This is a genomic window from Stenotrophomonas sp. MH181796 (assembly GCF_009659995.1).
GTDB lineage: Bacteria > Pseudomonadota > Gammaproteobacteria > Xanthomonadales > Xanthomonadaceae > Stenotrophomonas > Stenotrophomonas riyadhensis.
On record NZ_RAHU01000002.1, the window covers coordinates 633,572 to 652,326 of the forward strand.

The following is an 18,755-nucleotide window of genomic DNA, read 5'->3' on the forward strand; positions in this document are numbered from 1 at the left end:
CATGCGACCCGCTCCCTTGCGGCCTGCCGCCGCTCCCGTTGCCACACCCGCACAACCCCAACGCTATCTCACCAACGACGAAGCCGCTGACTACCTGCGCCTGTCACCGCGCACGCTGGAGAAACAGCGCGTCATCGGTGGTGGCCCGAAGTTCCGCAAGTTCGGTCGCCGCGTCATGTACGCCGTGGCCGACCTCGATGCCTGGGCGGAAACGCGCAGCTTCGAGACCACGTCCGATCCTGAATATGCCGAGCACCACTCGGCTGATAGCCGTGCGCGCTGATCGGCGCATCGCTGGTGGCCATCGCCATGTCCCGCCCACCAGGGCACGCCTTGCAGCAGCGCGAACAGCTCGACCTGTTTCGCGCACTGCCGGGCGAGGACATGGCACCGCGCGATGCCCAGGACTTGATGGCCTATCCGTTCTTCTCGCTGGCGAAGTCGCGGCGCACCGCGCCGATCGACTTCCGCAGCGGCAACATCACCATTCGCGTGGAAGGTACGCAGGAGCACGGCATCGCTACGATCTGGGATGCCGACATTCTGATCTGGGCGGCCAGCCAGATCGTGGAAGCCAAGGACGCGGGCATCCAGCCGTCCCGGCGGATGCAGGCTACGCCTTACGAGATCCTGCGCTTCATCGGGCGCGGCAAGTCGCTGCGCGACTACCAGCGTCTCAAGGCCGCGCTCGACCGGCTGCAATCGACCACAGTGGCCACGTCCATCCGCGAAACCACGGGAAGGCGCTTGCACCGCTTTTCGTGGATCAACGAGTGGAAGGAGCTGGCCGATGCCAGAGGCACGCCGCTGGGCATCGAGCTGATTCTGCCGGACTGGTTCTATGCGGGCGTGCTGGACGCCGCCCTGGTGCTGACCATCGACCCGACGTACTTCCGACTCACGGGTGGCATCGAGCGCTGGCTGTACCGCCTGGTGCGCAAGCATGGCGGCCGGCAGGAATACGGCTGGCAGTTCGACTTCCGGCATCTGCACCGCAAGTCGGGCAGCAGCACGCGGTTTTCGGATTTCGCCTACGACCTGCGGGCGCTGGTCGCCCGGCAATCACTGCCGGGATACGAGCTGGGCATCGTGCGGATTCCCGAGGACGACATGGAATTGCTGACCTTCCGGCCCGTGCCGCAGACGGCACGGGGATAACAGCGGGACAAGCTGTGGATGGGGTCGTGCTATCAGGAGTAAGAGGTGTCGTGCTATCAGGAGTACGCCTATCGTGCTATCAGGAGTACGAAAACGCCGGAAAGCCAGTAACGGCGCGGGTTTGCGATCCCTCTAACATTACTAACTTAAATTCTCTAACTATTGATAGAGAAACAGCATTGCGGTGGACAACTGCCGCAGGCCGAAAAGCCAGCCAGGAAAAGCTGCAAAAATCACCCCGTTCGGCACGGCAAAAACAATCCGGCCTTCCAAGCTGGAGGGCCGCGCCATGATCGTCGCCTTGCTCAACCAAAAAGGCGGCGTCGGCAAGACCACGCTCGCCACGCACATCGCTGGCGAACTGGCGCTGCGCGGCCTGCACGTCGTCCTGCTGGATGCCGACCCGCAGGGTTCCTCACTGGACTGGACACAGCGCAGAAGCCAGCAGGGCTTGCCCCGGCTGTTCAGCGCCGTGGGCCTGGCGCGCGAAACACTGCACCAGGAAGCCCCAGAACTCGCCAGGCGGGCTGATCACGTCATCATTGACGGGCCACCCAGGATCGCCGCCTTGGCGCGTTCTGCGCTGCTGGCGGCTGAACGGGTGCTGATCCCGGTACAGCCCAGCCCCTACGACCTGTGGGCCAGCGCAGAGATGGTGGCGCTGATCCGTGAGGCCCAGGTGTTCCGGCCTGCGCTACGCGCGGCCTTCGTCATCAACCGGCGCGTCAGCACCACGGTAATCGGGCGCGAAGCACGGCAAGCCTTGGCCGAACAGCCGTTGCCAGCGCTGCGCAGCGAGGTGCGCCAGCGCATCGTCTTCGCCGACAGCGTGGCTGCTGGTCGATTGGCGCGGGAGACAGCCCCCGATAGTGCGGCGGCGCAGGAAATCACCGCGCTGGTCGATGAGCTGCTGCGGTGGCCGTCATGATCGACAACAGCAACCCACCCAACAGCAAACGCCCGGCCAAGCGGGTCGGCATCGGCGCGCGTCCGCCCGCCAATCCGCACGCCGAGGCGTGGATTCGCCAAGGCGACGCGGATGCGCTCAACAAGGGCGACCTCTACACCGCTCGCCTGACCCTCGACATCACGCCCGCCATGCGGGCGCGCATCAAAGTGTCGGCCTTCACGCAAGGCGTGACCGTGGCCGACCTGCTGCGCGGTTTGCTGGAGCGCGAGTTTCCAGAACACCGCAGGGAGAACACGCCATGACCGCATCCGCATTGTCTGCTGCCGCGCCTGTCGCCATCGCGGCCACGGCTACCCATGAAGCCTCTTCCAGCCAGCCTAGCAGCGCGCCGTTGACGCGCGTATCGCTCGCCTACATCGAACCGCGCTTCAAGCTCTACCTGCGTTTCGGCGAACCGGCACGCACGCTCCAGCTCGATCGCTGGCGGCGCTGCGCCATGTTCATGCCGGGTGCAATGCTCTGCCGCGTTCGTTGGCAGGCCAACGACTACGGCACGATCCGCTGGCAGCTCATGGTGATGCAGGCTGCTACACCGCTTGATGCCGTGCAGCGCATCCCCGGCGTGCAGCCAGGCGCATGCCTGCTGCTGCATGCCGAAGGTGACGCCAATGTGCGCGCCGTGCTGGAACGCATCGACGGCATCGAGGCGCTGGACATCGCTGCCATTGACGTGTCGCCCGCGTACTGGCGCACGCTGGGCAACCGTCTGGCGGCTCGCCTCGCGCTGCCCGAATACACCGCCGAGCGGCATGCCGCCTGGCTGGCCGGGAAGGTGCTGCCATGACAGCCCATCCCACCGCCGCACGCACGCCCGAAGCCGCGCCGCTTCCTCGCTCGCGCCTGCGCGCTCGCCTCGTGCTGGCGGGCTTCGCCGCCGTCGGCCTCGCTGCGCTGGCCTGGGCGGCTTTCGTGCAGCCGCTGCCGCGCCTGACCTACAACCCGTCCGACAGCGTGGCGATCGGCTGGTATCGCATCGAACCGTTCGACCTGCGCACCGCCTCGCTGCCACGTCCGTTGTCCGTGGGCAGCATCGTGCTGGTGCCGCTGCCCGACAGGGCCGCCATGCTGGCTGCGCAGCGCGGCTACCTGCCGACCCGCGTGCCGCTGCTCAAACGTGTGGGCGCGGTCGCGCCGCAACACGTCTGCATCGTCGCAGGGCAGGTTCGCATCGACGGCATGCCGGTAGCCGCTGCGCTGCCTACCGACCGGCTGGGCCGACCGTTGCCATCCTTGCAGCTTTGCCGCCGCCTCCAACCGGGCGAGCTGTTCCTGTTGAGCGCGACCAATCCGGCATCGTTCGACAGCCGCTATTTCGGGCCGGTCTGCGCATCCGCCGTGATCGGCGTTGCGCATCCAGTGTGGCTGGAGACACGCCCATGATGGCCGCCAATTCACTGTACGTTGCCGTGCCTCTTGTCGTGCTATCAGGCGCGTCATTCTGCAGGTCTTCGCTGTGTCGTCGCGCGCGCAGTGCGGGTGCATTCGCACCGCACTTCGCGCCGCCTTCGGCGCAGCCGTCCGACGTGCAGGCGTCTTGCCTCGAACGCGCTCGGCCTGCGGCCCAGGCTTGTCCATCTGCGCGTTCGCCGGCGGGCTGGCTGCAAGCAGCGCAGTGCCGCCGGGCCGACGACGCCCGGAGCGGGAGCGAGAGGCAAAGGCGGAAGGCAAGACAAAAGGACGCAGCACCGGGCCGCGTCGAAAGCCAGTCTGCACATGGGGGTGGCACGGCACGGAGCGGCTTCGCCGCCGTGCCGTGTTCGGCGTGAGGGTTGCGCCAATGCAGGCATGTCCGCGTGCTTCGCACGACAGGACACGCCGTAACTTTCGAGGAGCGCAGCCATGACCGACCGCCGCGACGACGATTTCCGGGTGCGCCCCAGCGCCCCGAAGAACCGGGGCAAGGGCCAGGGACAGAGCTTCGTTTCCAAGGTACTCAAGCAGGCTGGTAAGGCCAGCGGCGGCAAGTCCTCAATGCGCCATTCCGCCGCGTCCGGCGGCCAGGGCAAGCGCGCAGGTCAGCGGCCCGGTTCGCGCCTGGGGCGCGGCCATACGGCGGGGCGTTTCGCGGGTGCGAAGCTGACGCCCATGTCGCGGCGTGTGACCATCAAGACGCTGCTGGTCAATCAACGCAACGCCAGCCCGCAATCGCTCGCCAAGCACCTGCGCTACATCGAGCGCGACGGAGCCGGCCGCGATGGTGAACCGGGCCGGGCCTACGGGGCGCAGACGGACGAAGCCGACCTGGATGCTTTCAAGGAGCGGGCCGCCGATGACCGGCACCATTTCCGCTTCATCGTCTCACCGGAAGACGGTGCCGAGCTTCAGGAGTTGCGCACCTACACTCGGCATCTGGTGAACCGGATGGAAGCCGACCTGGGGACGCGGCTGGATTGGGTGGCGGTCGATCACTGGAACACCGACAACCCGCACACCCACCTGATCGTGCGCGGGCGTGACGAGACGGGCAAAGACCTCATCATCGCCGGTGACTACATCGCCCACGGCTTCCGCCATCGCGCTTCCGAACTGGCGACGGAGTGGCTGGGGCCGCGCACCGAATTGGAGATCCAGCAGACCTTGCAGCGCGAGGTGGAGCAAGAGCGGTGGACGAGCCTCGACCGCACATTGCAGCGCGAGGTCGGCGAGGATGGCCGGGTGCGGATCGAACGCTTCAACGAACCCCGGCTGCAACGCCAGCGGCTGCTGCTGATCGGCCGCCTGCAACGCTTGCAGCGTCTGGGCCTGGCCGACGAGGCGCAGCCCGGCACCTGGGCCGTCCATGCCGATGCCGAGAAGACCTTGCGCACCCTGGGCGAGCGCGGCGACATCATCCGCACGATGCAGCGGGCCATGAACGACCAGCCGCGCGAACTGGCGGTGTTCGCGCCGGGCCAGGACGCCGATGAACGCGGCCGCACCATCGTAGGCCGCGTCGCGGCCAAGGGGCTGGCCGACGAGTTGCACGACCGCGGCTATCTGGTCATCGACGGCGTGGACGGCAAGGCCCACTACGTCGCGCTCAATGCCCGCGACGAACTGGCGAACTATCCCACCGGCGCGGTGGTGGAAGTACGCGGTTCCGCCGAGGTGCGCGCGGCCGACAAGAACATCGCCGCGCTGGTAAGCGATGGCCTGTACCGCGCTGACCACCACCTTGCCATCGAGCAAGGCCGGGCCAAGCCCGGACGCGACCCGCAGGAAGTCGTCGCGGCCCATGTTCGCCGGCTGGAAGCCCTGCGCCGGGCCGGCATCGTGGCGCGCGTGGCAGAGGGGCTATGGAAGGTGCCGGACGACCTGGCCGAGCGTGGCCGCCAGTACGACGCGCAACGGCTGGGCGGCGTGGCGGTGGAACTGAAGTCGCACCTGCCCATCGAGCGGCAGGCCCGCGTGATTGGGGCCACCTGGCTGGATCAGCAGTTGATCGGCGGCGGCAAAGGGCTGGGCGACCTGGGCTTTGGCGGCGAGGTAAAGAACACCCTGCAACAGCGCGCCGATTTCCTGGCCGAACAGGGGCTGGCCGAGCGGCAGGGACAGCGTGTGATCCTCGCGCGAAACCTGCTGGGCACGCTACGCAATCGGGAACTGACGCAGGCCGCGAAGACCGTTGCCGCCGAAACCGGCCTGGAGCATCGCCCTGGGGCGGACGGACTGCGCGTGGCCGGCATCTACCGGCGCTCTGTCATGCTCGCCAGCGGGCGCTACGCCATACTCGACGACGGCCTGGGATTCAGCCTGGTGCCGTGGAAGCCGGTAATTGAGAAGAAGCTGGGGCAGCAGATCGCTGCGACGGTGCGCAGCGGGAGTGTGTCGTGGGAGGTTGGGAAGCAACGTAGCCCCTCCGTTTGAGATTTCCTTGTGATAAGCTCTTTTCGACCTCGGCGAATAGCCACTCCCGAAACGCCATCAATCGCGGAAGGTTGGAGCATTCGGGCCGGTAAACGACGTAATAGGCCACTTCCAATGCAAAACTGATTTCGGGGAATAGCCGCACCAGGCGGCCCGCCGCCAAATCATCACGCGCCATGACGCTGCGCGCGAGTGCGATGCCGTGTCCCTCAGCTGCCGCTTGCAGCACCGCCGCCGAGTTGTTGATCCTCATGCCGCGTGCGGTAGTCACGCCGGAAGCGCCCGCCTTATCCAGCCAGACGTCCCAGGTCGGGAAGCCCGCATGTCCGTCCATCGACAGGTCATGGATCAGGGTTTCGCGAACCAGATCACGTGGCTTTCGCAGGCGCCTGTGCTGGCCCGACAGTTCGGGGGAGCACACAGGAAAAACTTCTTCATCCATGAGCTTGTCGGCCTTCAAGCCAGGCCAGCTTCCCATGCCATAGCGCACGCCAATGTCCACTTGTTGGGCCACGAAGTCCACCGACTTGTGGTTGGTATCCAGGCGTACATCGGTGTCCGGGCAGGCGGTCTGGAACCGGTCGATACGTGGCAACAGCCATTTGGCGGCAAACGCAGGGCTGACCGTTACGGTGAGTACCCTGCTGGTTGAACCCTTCTGCAGCCGTTCCATTCCCAGCGTCAATCGGTCGAAGCCGGCACGAATGTCCGGTAGTGCGTGCTCGGCCGTCTCGGTCGGAACCAATCGTGCCTTTCCGCTGTTGCTCCGCACGAACAGTGGCGTACCCAGCCAGTCCTCCAGCGTGCGCACAAGCTGACCGACGGCTGCCGGCGTCACGTTCAGTTCGGCTGCTGCTGCGGAAAAGCTCTGATGGCGGGCGCTGGCCTCAAATGCCCGCAGGGCGTTCAGATGATTAGGTGACTTCATGGCGATAAAGTTTTTCTTTCAATAAGGCGAAGTTTATCTCAGTTGTCCAGACAGGAGAATCAAGGTTCAAATACAGCTTGAACCGGTGCGATCCGAGACGTTGATGGCGGCGGATGGCCGGACGTCAGATTGAACGGCCCGCAGCCCTGCAATGAGTCGATCACCATTCCTATCGGAGAACGTCATGACGAAGAAATCCACGTTGGCCACAACGGCAACCATCGCGCTGCTCTCAAGTTTCGCGATAATGATTCTGTTACATACCTACGGTCCCGGACGTGCATTCATGATGCAGTCAGCGTTTGACACGATGCACCCGATGTCAGGCATATGGCATGGCATGGGGTGGATGATGGTGTTTGGCCCCCTTGCGATGATTCTCTTTTTTGGCGGCGTCGTGACCCTGGCCGTCCTGTTTGTGCGGTTCTTAACCGGGCGGTCCTGACGGCACGATGCTCGTAAATTCAGACTTCTCGCTCCGATCTGTCGTTACGCTCTACCCGCATCTGAGCGGCGTAGATAAGGAGTGTTCTCAATTTTGGAGGCGGTAGCCTATGACACTCACACGTCGTTCGTTTTTAACTGGAGCCGTGCTGGCGGGCGGTTCGCTGTGGGCGGCCTCATCCCTTTGGCGGCCATCCTTTGCCGCCGAGGCGAGGCAACTGCGGATTCCCGAATTGATCGATGCCCGTGATCAGGGCCAATCGATAGCGCTTACTGCACAGGTTGGTAAAACCTCCTTTTTCCCTGGGCGCGAAAGCGTGACGCTAGGGTTTAACGGGAGCTATCTTGGCCCGACACTGCGTGTTCACCGTGGCGACGAGGTCGAAGTGGCGGTGAGAAACGCTTTGGGCGAGGACACGACGGTCCATTGGCACGGCCTGCTTATTCCGGGAGAGCTTGATGGCGGCCCCCACCAAACCATCCGTCCGGGATCCACATGGCGACCGGTGCTCCCGATTCGTCAGCCTGCGGCGACGCTCTGGTACCACTCGCATATGCATGGTCGTACTGGGGAGCAAGTCTATGCCGGACTGGCAGGCCTTCTGATCGTTAGCGATGACGATGAGCGGGCGCTTGGGTTGCCGTCGGAGTACGGGGTCGATGACCTGCCCTTGATCTTGCAGGATCGGCAATTCGAGAACGGCACCCTCATATTGCCTCAAGGCATGATGTCGACCATGCACGGGCGTCGAGGCGACACCCTGATGGTCAATGGGACCGTCAATCCGGTGGCTCGTGTTCCACGCGGGCTGGTTCGCCTGCGCTTGGTGAATGGCTCCAATGCCAGAGAGTACGATCTCGCGTTCGCGGATGATCGCCCCTTTCACTGGATAGCGTCTGAAGGCGGCTTGCTCGAAAAGCCGGTCGAGCTTCGCTCCCTGCGGCTTGCACCGGGAGAACGAGCGGAAATCCTGGCTGACTTTTCGGACGGCCGTCCAGCCACGCTCGAAACCGGGCCGGATGGCAATCTTTCAATGATGATGGGAATGATGAGGGGGGCGGCAAACCTGCTTGGCGGGAATGGGCGCGAGGCGGTCATTCAGTTTGAACCCCAGGGAAAGGCTGCGCTTGATTCCAAAGTGCCGGAAAGACTGCTTGCTCATGAGCGTCCGGACGTTTCGAAGGCGGTACGGCGGCGGCGGTTTGTCATGAACATGGGCATGGGAAACATGATGCGCGGCGGAATGGGGATGCTCAGCATCAATGGCCGCGCTTTCGACATGGGGAGGGTTGACGAACAGATCCGCCTTGGCGACACAGAAATTTGGGAGGTCACCGGAGAGATGATGGCGCATCCTTTCCATATCCACGGTGTCCATTTCGAAGTTTTGAGTCGTAACGGTGCGGCTCCCGGCATTCGTGACCAGGGGCTTAGGGATACGGTTGTCGCCCAGGAGCCGGTCGAGCTTTTGGTGAAGTTCACACAGACGGCCGTGGCATCACCTTTCATGTACCACTGCCATATCCTTGAACATGAAGACAACGGGATGATGGGGCAGTTTGTTGTCAGTTGATGCCTGTGGATTTGCTTATCCCAGTATCGACGTGGTTCACACGCTTTTTTAGTCAAGATTCTGTCTATTGTCAGATGAGGGAATTTCAGATGAGCAATCAATTCAAGGGCAAGAAGCTGCTGGTCGTCGGCGGCACGAGCGGCATGGGCATGCAAACTGCCCGGATGGTGCTGGCCCAGGGCGGCAGTGCGGTGATCGTGGGCAAGCGCCCGGAGAAGACCGATGCAGCGCGCAAGGAGCTGTCGGCCCTGGGGGCCGTCGCGGCGCTGACGGCCGATCTGTCCAGCGACGAAGGACTGGCCGGGATGCTTCAGGCCATCGATGAGGAGCATGCGGACATCGACCTGCTGGTCAACGCCGCCGGCATGTTCATTCCCAAGCCTTTTCTGGAGCACTCGGGCGCTGACTACGACCAGTACATGAAGCTGAACAAGGCGTTCTTCTTCATCACGCAGAAGGTCGCCGCCAACCTGGTCGCCAAGGATCGCCCCGGCGCCATCGTCAACATCGGCTCGATGTGGGCCAAACAGGCCATCGCCGCTACCCCATCATCTGCCTACTCAATGGCCAAGGCGGGCCTGCACTCGCTAACCCAGCACCTGGCGATGGAGCTGGCACCCAAGCACATCCGCGTCAATGCCGTGTCCCCCGCCGTGGTGGAGACGCCGATCTATGAAGGCTTCATCCCGAAGGCCGAAGTGCATGGCGCGCTGCAAGGGTTCAACAGTCTCCACCCCATCGGTCGCATTGGCACTGCGCAGGACGTTGCCGAAGTTGCCACCTTCCTGCTGTCGGACAAGGCGGCCTGGGTCACCGGCGCGATCTGGGACGTCGATGGCGGTGTGATGGCCGGTCGCAACTGATGCCGAAGGCGCTGGGGCTCTGAGCGGCTTCGTGAACTGAAGATATTCATATTGAATTAATTTTGAAGGAACTCATGATGGACAAGATGACATTTGCAGTAAGTGCCAAATGCGAAGGGACGGTAACGACCGCAACCTCTAGTGAACACAAACTTGTGATCGATGCCGACGCTGAGATGGGCGGCAAGGGAATGGGGCCTAATCCAATGGAAACCGTGTTATCGGCATTGGCTGCTTGCGAAAATATCACTGCCCGCCTTATTGCCCAGGAAATGGAATTTGATCTGCAAGGTATTGATTTTGAAATTACGGCAGAACTGGATCCGCAGGGGGTTATGGGCGATTTGAATATTCGTACCTACTTTGAGAAAGTGGAAGTAAAGGCCGTCTTGCAGACGACGGAGTCTGACGATCGAATCCAGGCACTGAAGCAAGCCGTCGAACGGCGTTGCCCGGCGTATGGCATGGTCAAGGCAGCGAATGTTGAAATGATTGATCTCTGGGTTAAGGCTTGAACAAAGGAGAAATGCAAATGGTTTACTTGCAAATCACCCTCCAGGTCGCTGAAGCCAACCGTCCCGCCGCTGTGGGCGTGTACCAGAAGTACAAGGCGCCGTTCCTCGACACCATCGCCGGTGCCAAGTCCAAGGAACTGCTGGTGCGCGATGAAGACGTGCAGGTGCTGCACGGTTTCGATACCAAGGAAAACGCCGAAGCCTATCTGCAAAGCGAGCTGTTCACTGCCGATGTGGTTGGCGGTCTCAAGCCGCTGCTCGATGCTGCGCCCGACGTTCGCATCTACCAAGTCGCCTGATCGGCTGACAACACATGCCGGGCGCACGCGTTGCGCCCGGCATTCCTTTTTCAATGCGAATTCTGGATGGCTTCCCTCATGCGCCTCAACGCTGATTTCTCGCTTCGCGTCGAGGTCACCCCTGACGACTATCACTGGGTGGCTTCGCCCCAGGCAGGGGTCGAGCGAGTGATGCTCGATCGCATCGGCGCCGAGAAGGCCCGTGCCACCAGCCTGGTGCGCTATGCACCGGAGTCGTGTTTCCCGCGCCATCCGCATCCCGGTGGCGAGGAGATCCTGGTGCTGTCGGGCACGTTCTCCGAAGACGATCAGGACTACCCCGCAGGCTGGTACATGCGCAACCCGCCCGGTTCCAGCCATGCGCCGGCCAGCCGCGAAGGCGCGCTCATCTTCGTCAAGCTGTGGCAGATGCTGCCCGACGAGCAGCCCAGCGTGCGCATCGATACCAACGATCCAGCCAACTGGCAGCAGCAGAACGGTCGCGCAGTGTGCCCGCTGTTCTCGGGCGAGGCCGAACAGGTTTGCCTGCTGCGCCTGGCGGCGCACGAGAGGGTGTTCTCTGGTCAGGTGGACGGTGCCGAACTGCTGGTACTCGCAGGCAGCCTGAATGAAGCAGGCAAAACCTATCCGTCTGGAAGCTGGTTGCGTTTGCCTGCAGTCGCGGCGTCACAGCTTGGTGCTGGCGCGCAGGGCGTCACGGTCTATCTCAAAACCGGCCACCTGCTGGACGTGGTGGGAGTGTGAGCATGCAGCACGCACGCATTGCCATCGTCGGCGCGGGGTTGAGCGGCCTGTATGCCACCTGGTTGTTACAGCGCCAAGGCATCGACGATGTCGTCATTCTGGAAGCGCGTGATGTATTGGGCGGCCGTATCGCCTCCTTCGACGCTGGCACCTCATCGCTCGACCGTTTCGATCTGGGGCCGACCTGGTTCTGGCCGGACTATCAGCGCGAGCTGGATCAACTGATTCACGAACTCGGCTTGGCGCGCTTCGCGCAGCATGAGGCTGGGGATATGGTGGTCGAGCGCACGGCAGGCGCACCACCTCAGCGCATGCGTGGCTATGCCAATGTGCCGACCTCAATGCGCCTGCTGGGCGGCATGGGCGCGCTGATCGACGCCATACGCGGACAACTGCCGACTGAGCGCATCGTCACCGGGCAGAGCGTGTGCCGTCTGCGCCGCATGGCGCATGGCATCGAGCTGGACAGCGAGGATGCCAACGGCCACGCCAGCACCTGGCACGCTCAGCACGTCCTACTGGCGTTGCCGCCGCGTCTGGTCACGCAGGGCATGACGTTCTCGCCTGCCTTGCCTGAAAGGCTCGCGGCCCAATGGCAGGAGACTGCGACCTGGATGGCACCGCACGCCAAATACATCGCGGTCTACGAGCAGCCGTTCTGGCGCGAGCAAGGCCTCTCCGGCGAGGCACGCAGCATGATCGGCCCGCTGGGTGAAATCCACGATTCCTCCATGCCGGGTGGCCGGGCCGCGCTGTTCGGCTTTTTCGGTCTGCCGGTGTCGGTGCGTCAGCAGGTGCCCGAAGACGTGCTGCGCCAGCATTGCCGGGCGCAGTTCGCACGCCTGTTCGGGCCGAAGGCGGCCACGCCGATCGCCGATGCGGTCAAGGACTGGGCAGTTGATCCGTTCACCGCCGTGGCCGATGACCAGCACAGCGGCGGCCAGCACCCCCATGCGCCGGTCGCCACTGTTGCCTCCGGCCCTTGGCAAGACGTGCTGATCGGCATCGCCAGTGAGTGGTCGCCGCAGTTTCCGGGCTACGTCGCGGGTGCCATCGAGGCGGCACGCCTGGGCGTACAGGCGTTGCCTGCGCCCGAGGCGGGCTTGGCCTGTTCAACACCGACTTGAAACAAAGAGCAGACATGTACGATTTTGATGTGGTCATCGACCGGCGCCATACAAACTCCATGAAGTGGGAGCATGGTCGCCAGTTCCTCACGCCTGAGCAGCGAGCGGCTGACCCGTTGCCGATGTGGGTGGCGGACATGGACTTTCGTGTCGCGCAGCCCATTTTGGATGCGCTGCGTCAGCAGACCGAGCTGGGGGTGCTGGGCTATGGCGGTACACCGGACTCCTACCGCGAGGCGGCTGCCTCATGGCAGTCGCGGCACTTTGGTTGGCAGGCGCAGCCCGAATGGCTGGTGCAATCGCCAGGCGTCATCAGCGCGCTGAACATGGCCATCCAGGTCTTCTCCCAGCCAGGTGACCATGTGCTGGTGCAGACGCCCGTGTATTTCCACTTCCTGCATGATGTAGTCGCCAATGGTCGTCGGCTGGCCCTGGCTCCGCTGACTCTGGAAGCGGGCCGTTACCGTTTTGACCCAGCGGTGTTCGAGGCTGCCATCCAGCCGAACACCCGGCTGTTCATCCTGAGTAATCCGCACAATCCGACGGGCAATGTCTGGACGCGCGAAGAACTGCTTTCCATGGCAGAAATCTGCGCGCGCCACGGGATCTTGATCGTGTCGGACGAAGTGCATCAGGATCTGGTGTTTGGTGAGGGGCAGCGGCATGTGCCGATGGCGATGCTGGACGAGACCATCGCGCAGAACACCATTGTCTGCACCGCACCCAGCAAAACATTCAATATCGCGGGCCTGTCCTGCGCCAACATCTTCATCCCCAACCCGCGCCACCGGCAGACGTTCTGGACGCAGTGTGAGCGTAATGGCGTATTCCTGGTCAACACCATGGGCACCGCCGCCTGCGAGGCAGCTTACCGCGAGGGCGAGCCGTGGATGAACGCGATGCTGGCCTATGTGGGCGAAAACCAGCGTCACTTCGCCGCTCGCGTTGCCGAACTCGGACTGCCGATCTCTGTCACGCCGACCGATGCGCTGTATCTGGCCTGGCTGGATTTCCGCCAACTCGACATGCCTGCTGCCGCACTACACGACTTCCTGCTTCGACAAGCGCAACTGTGGCTCGATCCTGGCCACAAGTTCGGCCTTGCTGGCGAAGGTTTCATGCGCATCAATCTGGCGTGTCCACGCGCCTTGGTGGATGACGCGCTGAACCGGTTGGCAATGGCTTTGTTGCGTTGATCCGTCACCCGATTTTCCCAGGAGATCAGAAAATGCCAGCCACTTATCGCGCCATGCAGGTCACAACGCCCGGTTCCCTAGAGATGGTCGAGCGTCCCATTCCCGAACCGGGCGCAGGCGAAGTGCTGATCGCTGTCGAGGCCTGCGGCATTTGCGGCGCGGATGCGTCCGACATCGAGGGCGCAGACCCGGCGCTGCAGCCTCACCGCGTACCGGGTCATGAGGTGGTCGGTCGCATTGTCGAGCTGGGCGCAGGTGTGCCCGCCCGCTGGACGATTGGCCAGCGGGTTGGCGTAGGTCGGCTGGGCGGTCATTGCAACGAGTGTGAGCAGTGCCGTCAGGGACTGTTCCAACTGTGCCGCAATCAGCCCTTCGTCGGCGCGTCCTGCGATGGCGGCTATGCCGAACGGATGGTCGCGCGCCATACCGGGCTGGTGTCCATTCCCGACGAACTAAACGCGGAAGATGCTGCACCGATCCTGTGTGCGGGCCTGGCGACCTTCAATGCACTCAAGAAATGCGGCGCGCAAGCCGGTGACTTGATTGCCATTCTCGGCATCGGCGGCTTGGGCCACATGGCGCTGCAGTACGCCCGTTGCATGGGCTTCAAGGTCGTTGCCATCGGACGTGGGCAGGACATTGCCGAAGATGCGCTGGCGCTGGGTGCTCACATCTATATCGACACCCATCAAGAAGACGCCGCCAGCGCGCTAAAGCGCCTGGGCGGGGCGATGGCGATCATCACCATGATCAGTGATCCGGCAGCGATCACGGCGTCCCTGGCCGGGCTGGCGCCGCAAGGCCGCCTGGTGGTGCTTGGGGCAGGCAAAGATCCGCTGCCTGTGTCGGCAGGCTTCCTGGTCAGTGGCGAGCGCAGCGTGCTGGGCTCGATCACCGGCTCACCTTACGAAAACGAGAAAACGCTGAATTTCAGCGTGCTGACGGGAGCCAGACCGTTGATCGAGACCTTACCGCTGGAGCGCGCCAATGAGGCGTATCAGCGCATGCGCTCGGGCGACGTGAAGTTTCGCATGGTGCTGACGATGAACAAGCAGCGCTGACAGTCACATCCATCTCAATGGCTATCCCGGTAGCCCCAACCTTATAAGAACAGAGTTCTCCCTTGCCAAATACTGAAACGGCATCGCTGCCACAAACTCCAGCCTCCCTGTCGGAACGCGATCAGCGCGGCAACATCATTCGCCTCACTTTGGCGCAAGCGCTGGCGGGAGCGAACTCTGTGGTGGTCTATGCCACGGGGGCAATCATCGGCCACATGCTGGCCCCGAACAAGACGCTGGCAACGCTACCCATTTCCATCTTCGTGGTGGGCATGGCCGCCTGCATCCTGCCCGCAGGTGCCATTGCCCGACGCCACGGTCGGCGTGCTGCATTCCTGGCGGGTACTGTGTGCGGCGTACTGACGGGTTTGCTGGCAGCCGTCGCGGTGATGCTGGGTTCGTTCTGGCTGTTCTGCCTGGCGACCTTCTTCGGCGGTGCCTATGCCGCTGTGGTGCTGTCGTTTCGATTTGCGGCGGCGGATGGTGTCGATCCAACCAAGCGCGCCCGCGCCTTGTCCTTCGTCATGGGCGGTGGCGTACTTGCCGGTGTCGTCGGGCCGCAATTGGTGACGCATACCATGTACCTGTGGCCGGCGCATATGTTCGCTGCCACCTTTGTGGCTCAGGCCATCGTGGCTGCGCTGTCGGCCCTGGTGTTGCTGGGTGTGCGCTTGCCGATGCCCAGCGCGGCGGAAGTGGCGGGAGGCAGGCCGTTGGGCCTGATTGCGCGCCAGCCGCTGTTCATCACCGCCGTGATTTGCGGCGCGGTGTCGTACATGCTGATGAACTTCCTCATGACTGCGGCTCCGCTGGCGATGCAGATGTGTGGGCATTCGCAGGAGAGTTCCAACCTGGGCCTGCAATGGCATGTGATTGCCATGTACGCGCCGAGCTTCTTCACCGGCCACTTGATCACACGCTTTGGTGCTGGGCGTGTCGTGATCGTTGGTTTGCTGCTGACGGGCCTGTCTGCTGCGGTAGGGCTGATGGGTATTGATGTCGCCCACTTCTGGCTGACCCTGATCCTGCTCGGCGTGGGCTGGAACTTCGGCTTCATCGGCGCTTCCGCCCTGGTGCTCGAATGCCATCGGCCGGAAGAAAAAACCCGCGTGCAGTCGCTCAATGACTTCATCGTCTTCGGCACGATGGCGGTCGGCTCGTTCGCCTCGGGCGGGCTGCTGGCTGCCTATGACTGGAACACGGTGCTATGGGTGTCGTTCGTGCCGCTGGTGCTGGCCATGGTGGCGTTAGCGCTGGCTCGTCCTACGAAGCCATCTGTGGATAAGGTGAGCAACCCATAACGGAGAAATGGATCGAGGCTAACGGTCGTTGGCCTCGCCCAGCACTCAGGAGGACGTGGCCACGTTATCCTGTAACGCAAGACCGGCTGCACGCCACTCCGGCACTCCGCCAGCCAGTGGCATGGCCTGTACCCCGTGGGCCTGCAGGATGGAGACGGCCTGCATCGACAGCACGCAGTACGGCCCACGACAGTAAGCCACGACTTCCACACCCCGTGACAACTCGCCGATTCGATCAGCCAGTTGCTCCAGCGGGATGTTGATCGCGCCGGGCAGATGCCCCTGAGCAAATTCGTCGTCACCGCGAATGTCCAGCAACACCACGGCGCCTTCCTCCAGACGGTCAAGCAGGCCGTCAATCGAGACAGACTCCATCTCTTGGGGGCGTTGGCGACTATCTGTGATGGCCTGGCGGATGCGGGTGTGTTGGAACTCCACATAGTCATGCAGGGCAGCGACTACGGTAGCCAGCGGCCCTGGCCCTAGGCGATAGAGCATGCGTTTTCCGTCACGCCGCGCCTGTACGCAGCCTGCACGCTTGAGGTGTTGCAGATGCTGCGAAGCGTTCGCCACAGATATCCCGGTCAATTCGGCCAAGGTCTCGACCGACCTTTCTCCACGCACGATCTGCTCCAGCAACGCTAAGCGATGCGGATGCCCCAAGGTCTTGGCGACCTCGGCCAATGGGTCAAGGCGACTGGTGGCGTCGATAGGGAAATTAGGGTTCATTGACAGCAACATAACATCAATCTATCATTCAAGCAAAGAATTGAATGATAGATTGACACAGATCTACTTCGCCCCAAGCCCATTACATCAGCAACTTCGGAGTCTATGAACTATGAGCACTGCACTGTCACCCGCCGTCTGGGATTCGCTGTGGGTCTGCTTCGTCATCGCGTTGGCGGCCAGTAGCATTTCGATTTCGATCACTCAAGGCGAACTCTTTGCCCCCCTTCGCACCTGGGCACAAAAGATCGGCCACATGACGGGCTATCTGTTCCAGTGCTTCTTCTGCATCAGCCATTGGGTGGTGTTTCTGGGCATTGCCATCTATCGACCGGAAATTACCCACAGCGGTTTCGCGTTGGTGGATTGGGTGGTTGCGGCGTTCTTCAGCCTGACGATCTCTACGTTGGTCAGCGGATTGCTGTTCAAGGTGCTGTTGACCGGCATGGCCAAAAAGGTGCGCGACAAAGAACTCAAAGAGATGTTCGCGCCCAAGTGATCGACTTTCCTTCTCCCAAGGATTCGACCTTCATGTTTTCAGAATACGTTCGTGATGATTCGGCAGGTCTACAGCTCGCCAGTTTCCAATTGCACTGGCGCATCCCTTGTCCCACATCGCCTGTCGCGGCATTCGGATACCGTATCGGAATAGTCACCGACCAGGCATCCAGAACCACGGCCAACTTTTCTCTCCCAACTCTGGAGTCTTCTTCCATGCTTCAAGAACTGAACAACGACAACTTCGACACTGCCTTGGAACAAGCACCTGGCTTGTACGCGGTGCGCTTCTGGGCCGAATGGTGTTCCCCGTGCCGGACGATGTCCCCCATCTTCAAGGATGTTGCCCAAGACATGCAGGGCACCGTGCTGTTTGGTGAAGTCGATCTTGACCAGGCGCCGGAGCTGGCAGGCCGCTATGGTGTGCAAAGCATCCCGACCGTACTGCTTTTCAAGGATGGGAAGGTGATTGACCGCCTGACCGGCGCGGCACCCAAACCCAACGTCGCACGCTTCATCAACAACCATCTGAGCTGACCATGGCAACACATCGTCAACTCATCATTCTCGGCTCTGGCCCTGCAGGTTGGACTGCCGCTGTATATGCTGCCCGCGCAAATCTCAAGCCAGCCGTCATCACCGGCCTGCAGCAAGGCGGGCAATTGATGACGACCACAGAGGTGGACAACTGGCCAGGGGATGCCCACGGTCTGATGGGGCCGGATCTTATGGCGCGCATGCAGGAACACGCCGAGCGTTTTGAGACCGAAGTCATCTTTGATCACATCCACACGGCGGATCTGTCGCAGCGCCCCTTCCGCCTGACGGGCGACAGCGATAGCTATACCTGCGATGCGCTGATTATCGCGACGGGTGCCACCGCCAAATATCTGGGTATCGAATCGGAGGAGCATTACAAGGGGCGCGGCGTGTCAGCTTGCGCCACCTGCGATGGCTTCTTCTACAGGAATCAGGATGTCGTGGTGGTTGGCGGTGGCAACACCGCCGTCGAAGAAGCCCTTTACCTGTCCAACATTGCACGCAAGGTCTACCTGGTTCACCGGCGCGACACCCTGCGCGCAGAGAAGATCCTGCAGGACAAGCTGCGCGCCAAGGTCGAAGCCGGAAAGATCGAAACCGTCTGGCACCATCAGGTGGATGAGGTGCTGGGCAACGAGTCGGGTGTAACGGGAGTGCGCGTGAAATCGCTGCTCGACGGAGCGCTTCGTGAGATAGAGGCGCATGGCTTCTTCGTCGCTATTGGCCACCAGCCGAACACCAGCTTGTTCGACGGGCAGTTGGCGATGAACAACGGCTATCTGGAGATCCATTCTGGCCTGGGCGGCAACGCAACGCAGACCTCAGTGGCTGGCGTGTTCGCCGCAGGCGATGTGGCTGACCAGCACTACCGCCAAGCCATCACCTCGGCAGGCTTCGGTTGCATGGCTGCGCTGGATGCAGAGCGCTACTTGGATGTTTCAGGAGCTTGACGTTGATGAAAT

23 protein-coding genes are annotated in these 18,755 nt (G+C 62.5%); 20 read left to right on the plus strand and 3 right to left on the minus strand.

What is annotated here, in order from left to right:
- Position 1 precedes the first annotated feature (1 nt).
- Positions 2–283 carry a helix-turn-helix domain-containing protein gene (locus D5301_RS06975; protein ID WP_014995090.1) on the plus strand — a complete coding sequence of 94 codons (282 nt, stop codon included), beginning with the start codon at positions 2–4 and terminating at the stop codon, positions 281–283.
- A 26-nt stretch (positions 284–309) separates the two neighbouring features.
- Positions 310–1,158: a replication initiator protein A gene (locus D5301_RS06980; RefSeq protein WP_153855261.1), complete on the plus strand. Its 849-nt coding sequence runs from the start codon at positions 310–312 to the stop codon at positions 1,156–1,158.
- Between the two features lie 159 nt (positions 1,159–1,317).
- Here D5301_RS06980 and D5301_RS24355 read toward each other — a convergent pair whose 3' ends face one another.
- Positions 1,318–1,449, minus strand: coding sequence for a hypothetical protein (locus D5301_RS24355; RefSeq protein ID WP_255695983.1), 132 nt, complete (start codon positions 1,447–1,449; stop codon positions 1,318–1,320).
- Between D5301_RS24355 and parA the strand changes: the two genes are divergently transcribed.
- The 5 genes from parA to D5301_RS07010 all read left to right on the plus strand — a co-directional run bounded on the left by parA (position 1,448) and on the right by D5301_RS07010 (position 5,974).
- Positions 1,448–2,086: a ParA family partition ATPase gene (parA, locus tag D5301_RS06990; RefSeq protein ID WP_023081401.1), complete on the plus strand. Its 639-nt coding sequence runs from the start codon at positions 1,448–1,450 to the stop codon at positions 2,084–2,086. The genes D5301_RS24355 and parA overlap by 2 nt on opposite strands.
- Positions 2,083–2,370 (plus strand): chromosome partitioning protein ParB, encoded by a 288-nt coding sequence (locus tag D5301_RS06995; RefSeq protein WP_153855197.1) that lies wholly within the window; start codon positions 2,083–2,085, stop codon positions 2,368–2,370. Before parA ends, D5301_RS06995 begins: the two co-directional genes overlap by 4 nt.
- Positions 2,367–2,912, plus strand: coding sequence for a DUF2840 domain-containing protein (locus tag D5301_RS07000; protein ID WP_153855198.1), 546 nt, complete (start codon positions 2,367–2,369; stop codon positions 2,910–2,912). Before D5301_RS06995 ends, D5301_RS07000 begins: the two co-directional genes overlap by 4 nt.
- A complete protein-coding gene (locus tag D5301_RS07005; protein WP_153855199.1) occupies positions 2,909–3,508 on the plus strand; it encodes a S26 family signal peptidase in 600 nt (199 codons plus the stop codon). Before D5301_RS07000 ends, D5301_RS07005 begins: the two co-directional genes overlap by 4 nt.
- Before the next feature lie 459 nt (positions 3,509–3,967).
- Positions 3,968–5,974, plus strand: coding sequence for a relaxase/mobilization nuclease and DUF3363 domain-containing protein (locus D5301_RS07010; RefSeq protein ID WP_034395056.1), 2,007 nt, complete (start codon positions 3,968–3,970; stop codon positions 5,972–5,974).
- On the opposite strand, the gene gcvA is transcribed toward D5301_RS07010, so the two are convergent.
- A complete protein-coding gene (gcvA, locus tag D5301_RS07015; RefSeq protein WP_080747440.1) occupies positions 5,856–6,902 on the minus strand; it encodes a transcriptional regulator GcvA in 1,047 nt (348 codons plus the stop codon). The two genes, D5301_RS07010 and gcvA, sit on opposite strands and share 119 nt — an antisense overlap.
- A 184-nt stretch (positions 6,903–7,086) precedes the next feature.
- On the opposite strand from gcvA, the gene D5301_RS07020 reads away from it, so the two are divergent.
- The 10 genes from D5301_RS07020 (at position 7,087) to D5301_RS07065 (ending at position 16,026) form a co-directional block, all read left to right on the plus strand.
- Positions 7,087–7,347 carry a hypothetical protein gene (locus tag D5301_RS07020; RefSeq protein ID WP_034395053.1) on the plus strand — a complete coding sequence of 87 codons (261 nt, stop codon included), beginning with the start codon at positions 7,087–7,089 and terminating at the stop codon, positions 7,345–7,347.
- A gap of 109 nt (positions 7,348–7,456) precedes the next feature.
- The gene (locus tag D5301_RS07025; protein WP_034395049.1) at positions 7,457–8,920 is read left to right on the plus strand and encodes a multicopper oxidase domain-containing protein; all 1,464 of its coding nucleotides are present in this window, start codon (positions 7,457–7,459) and stop codon (positions 8,918–8,920) included.
- An 89-nt stretch (positions 8,921–9,009) separates the two neighbouring features.
- Complete coding sequence (locus D5301_RS07030; RefSeq protein WP_034395046.1) at positions 9,010–9,783, plus strand: SDR family oxidoreductase; 774 nt, start codon at positions 9,010–9,012, stop codon at positions 9,781–9,783.
- A gap of 77 nt (positions 9,784–9,860) precedes the next feature.
- Positions 9,861–10,298 (plus strand): OsmC family protein, encoded by a 438-nt coding sequence (locus D5301_RS07035; protein WP_034395075.1) that lies wholly within the window; start codon positions 9,861–9,863, stop codon positions 10,296–10,298.
- Between the two features lie 17 nt (positions 10,299–10,315).
- Entirely contained in the window at positions 10,316–10,597 is a 282-nt protein-coding gene (locus D5301_RS07040) for a hypothetical protein (RefSeq protein WP_034395072.1), read from the plus strand.
- 78 nt (positions 10,598–10,675) lie between these two features.
- Complete coding sequence (locus D5301_RS07045; RefSeq protein WP_034395070.1) at positions 10,676–11,341, plus strand: cupin domain-containing protein; 666 nt, start codon at positions 10,676–10,678, stop codon at positions 11,339–11,341.
- A gap of 2 nt (positions 11,342–11,343) precedes the next feature.
- Entirely contained in the window at positions 11,344–12,468 is a 1,125-nt protein-coding gene (locus D5301_RS07050; protein ID WP_153855200.1) for an FAD-dependent oxidoreductase, read from the plus strand.
- A gap of 14 nt (positions 12,469–12,482) precedes the next feature.
- The gene (locus D5301_RS07055; RefSeq protein WP_034395043.1) at positions 12,483–13,664 is read left to right on the plus strand and encodes a MalY/PatB family protein; all 1,182 of its coding nucleotides are present in this window, start codon (positions 12,483–12,485) and stop codon (positions 13,662–13,664) included.
- A gap of 32 nt (positions 13,665–13,696) precedes the next feature.
- A complete protein-coding gene (locus D5301_RS07060; RefSeq protein ID WP_034395040.1) occupies positions 13,697–14,725 on the plus strand; it encodes an alcohol dehydrogenase in 1,029 nt (342 codons plus the stop codon).
- A 62-nt stretch (positions 14,726–14,787) separates the two neighbouring features.
- Complete coding sequence (locus D5301_RS07065) at positions 14,788–16,026, plus strand: MFS transporter (protein ID WP_052052837.1); 1,239 nt, start codon at positions 14,788–14,790, stop codon at positions 16,024–16,026.
- 45 nt (positions 16,027–16,071) lie between these two features.
- Here the strand turns inward: D5301_RS07065 and D5301_RS07070 are convergent, their stop codons facing one another.
- Complete coding sequence (locus tag D5301_RS07070; protein ID WP_034395062.1) at positions 16,072–16,755, minus strand: metalloregulator ArsR/SmtB family transcription factor; 684 nt, start codon at positions 16,753–16,755, stop codon at positions 16,072–16,074.
- A gap of 112 nt (positions 16,756–16,867) precedes the next feature.
- Here D5301_RS07070 and D5301_RS07075 point away from each other — a divergent pair, with 112 nt between their 5' ends.
- Genes D5301_RS07075 through trxB form a run of 3 tightly spaced genes read left to right on the plus strand, consistent with a single transcriptional unit; the run spans position 16,868 to position 18,743 of the window.
- On the plus strand, positions 16,868–17,254 hold the full coding sequence (locus D5301_RS07075; protein WP_034395037.1) for a DUF1360 domain-containing protein: 387 nt from the start codon (positions 16,868–16,870) through the stop codon (positions 17,252–17,254).
- Positions 17,251–17,790 (plus strand): thioredoxin, encoded by a 540-nt coding sequence (gene trxA, locus D5301_RS24445; protein WP_230694101.1) that lies wholly within the window; start codon positions 17,251–17,253, stop codon positions 17,788–17,790. The genes D5301_RS07075 and trxA overlap by 4 nt, the downstream gene beginning before the upstream one ends.
- 2 nt (positions 17,791–17,792) lie before the next feature.
- Complete coding sequence (gene trxB, locus D5301_RS07085; RefSeq protein WP_034395031.1) at positions 17,793–18,743, plus strand: thioredoxin-disulfide reductase; 951 nt, start codon at positions 17,793–17,795, stop codon at positions 18,741–18,743.
- Positions 18,744–18,755 lie beyond the last annotated feature (12 nt).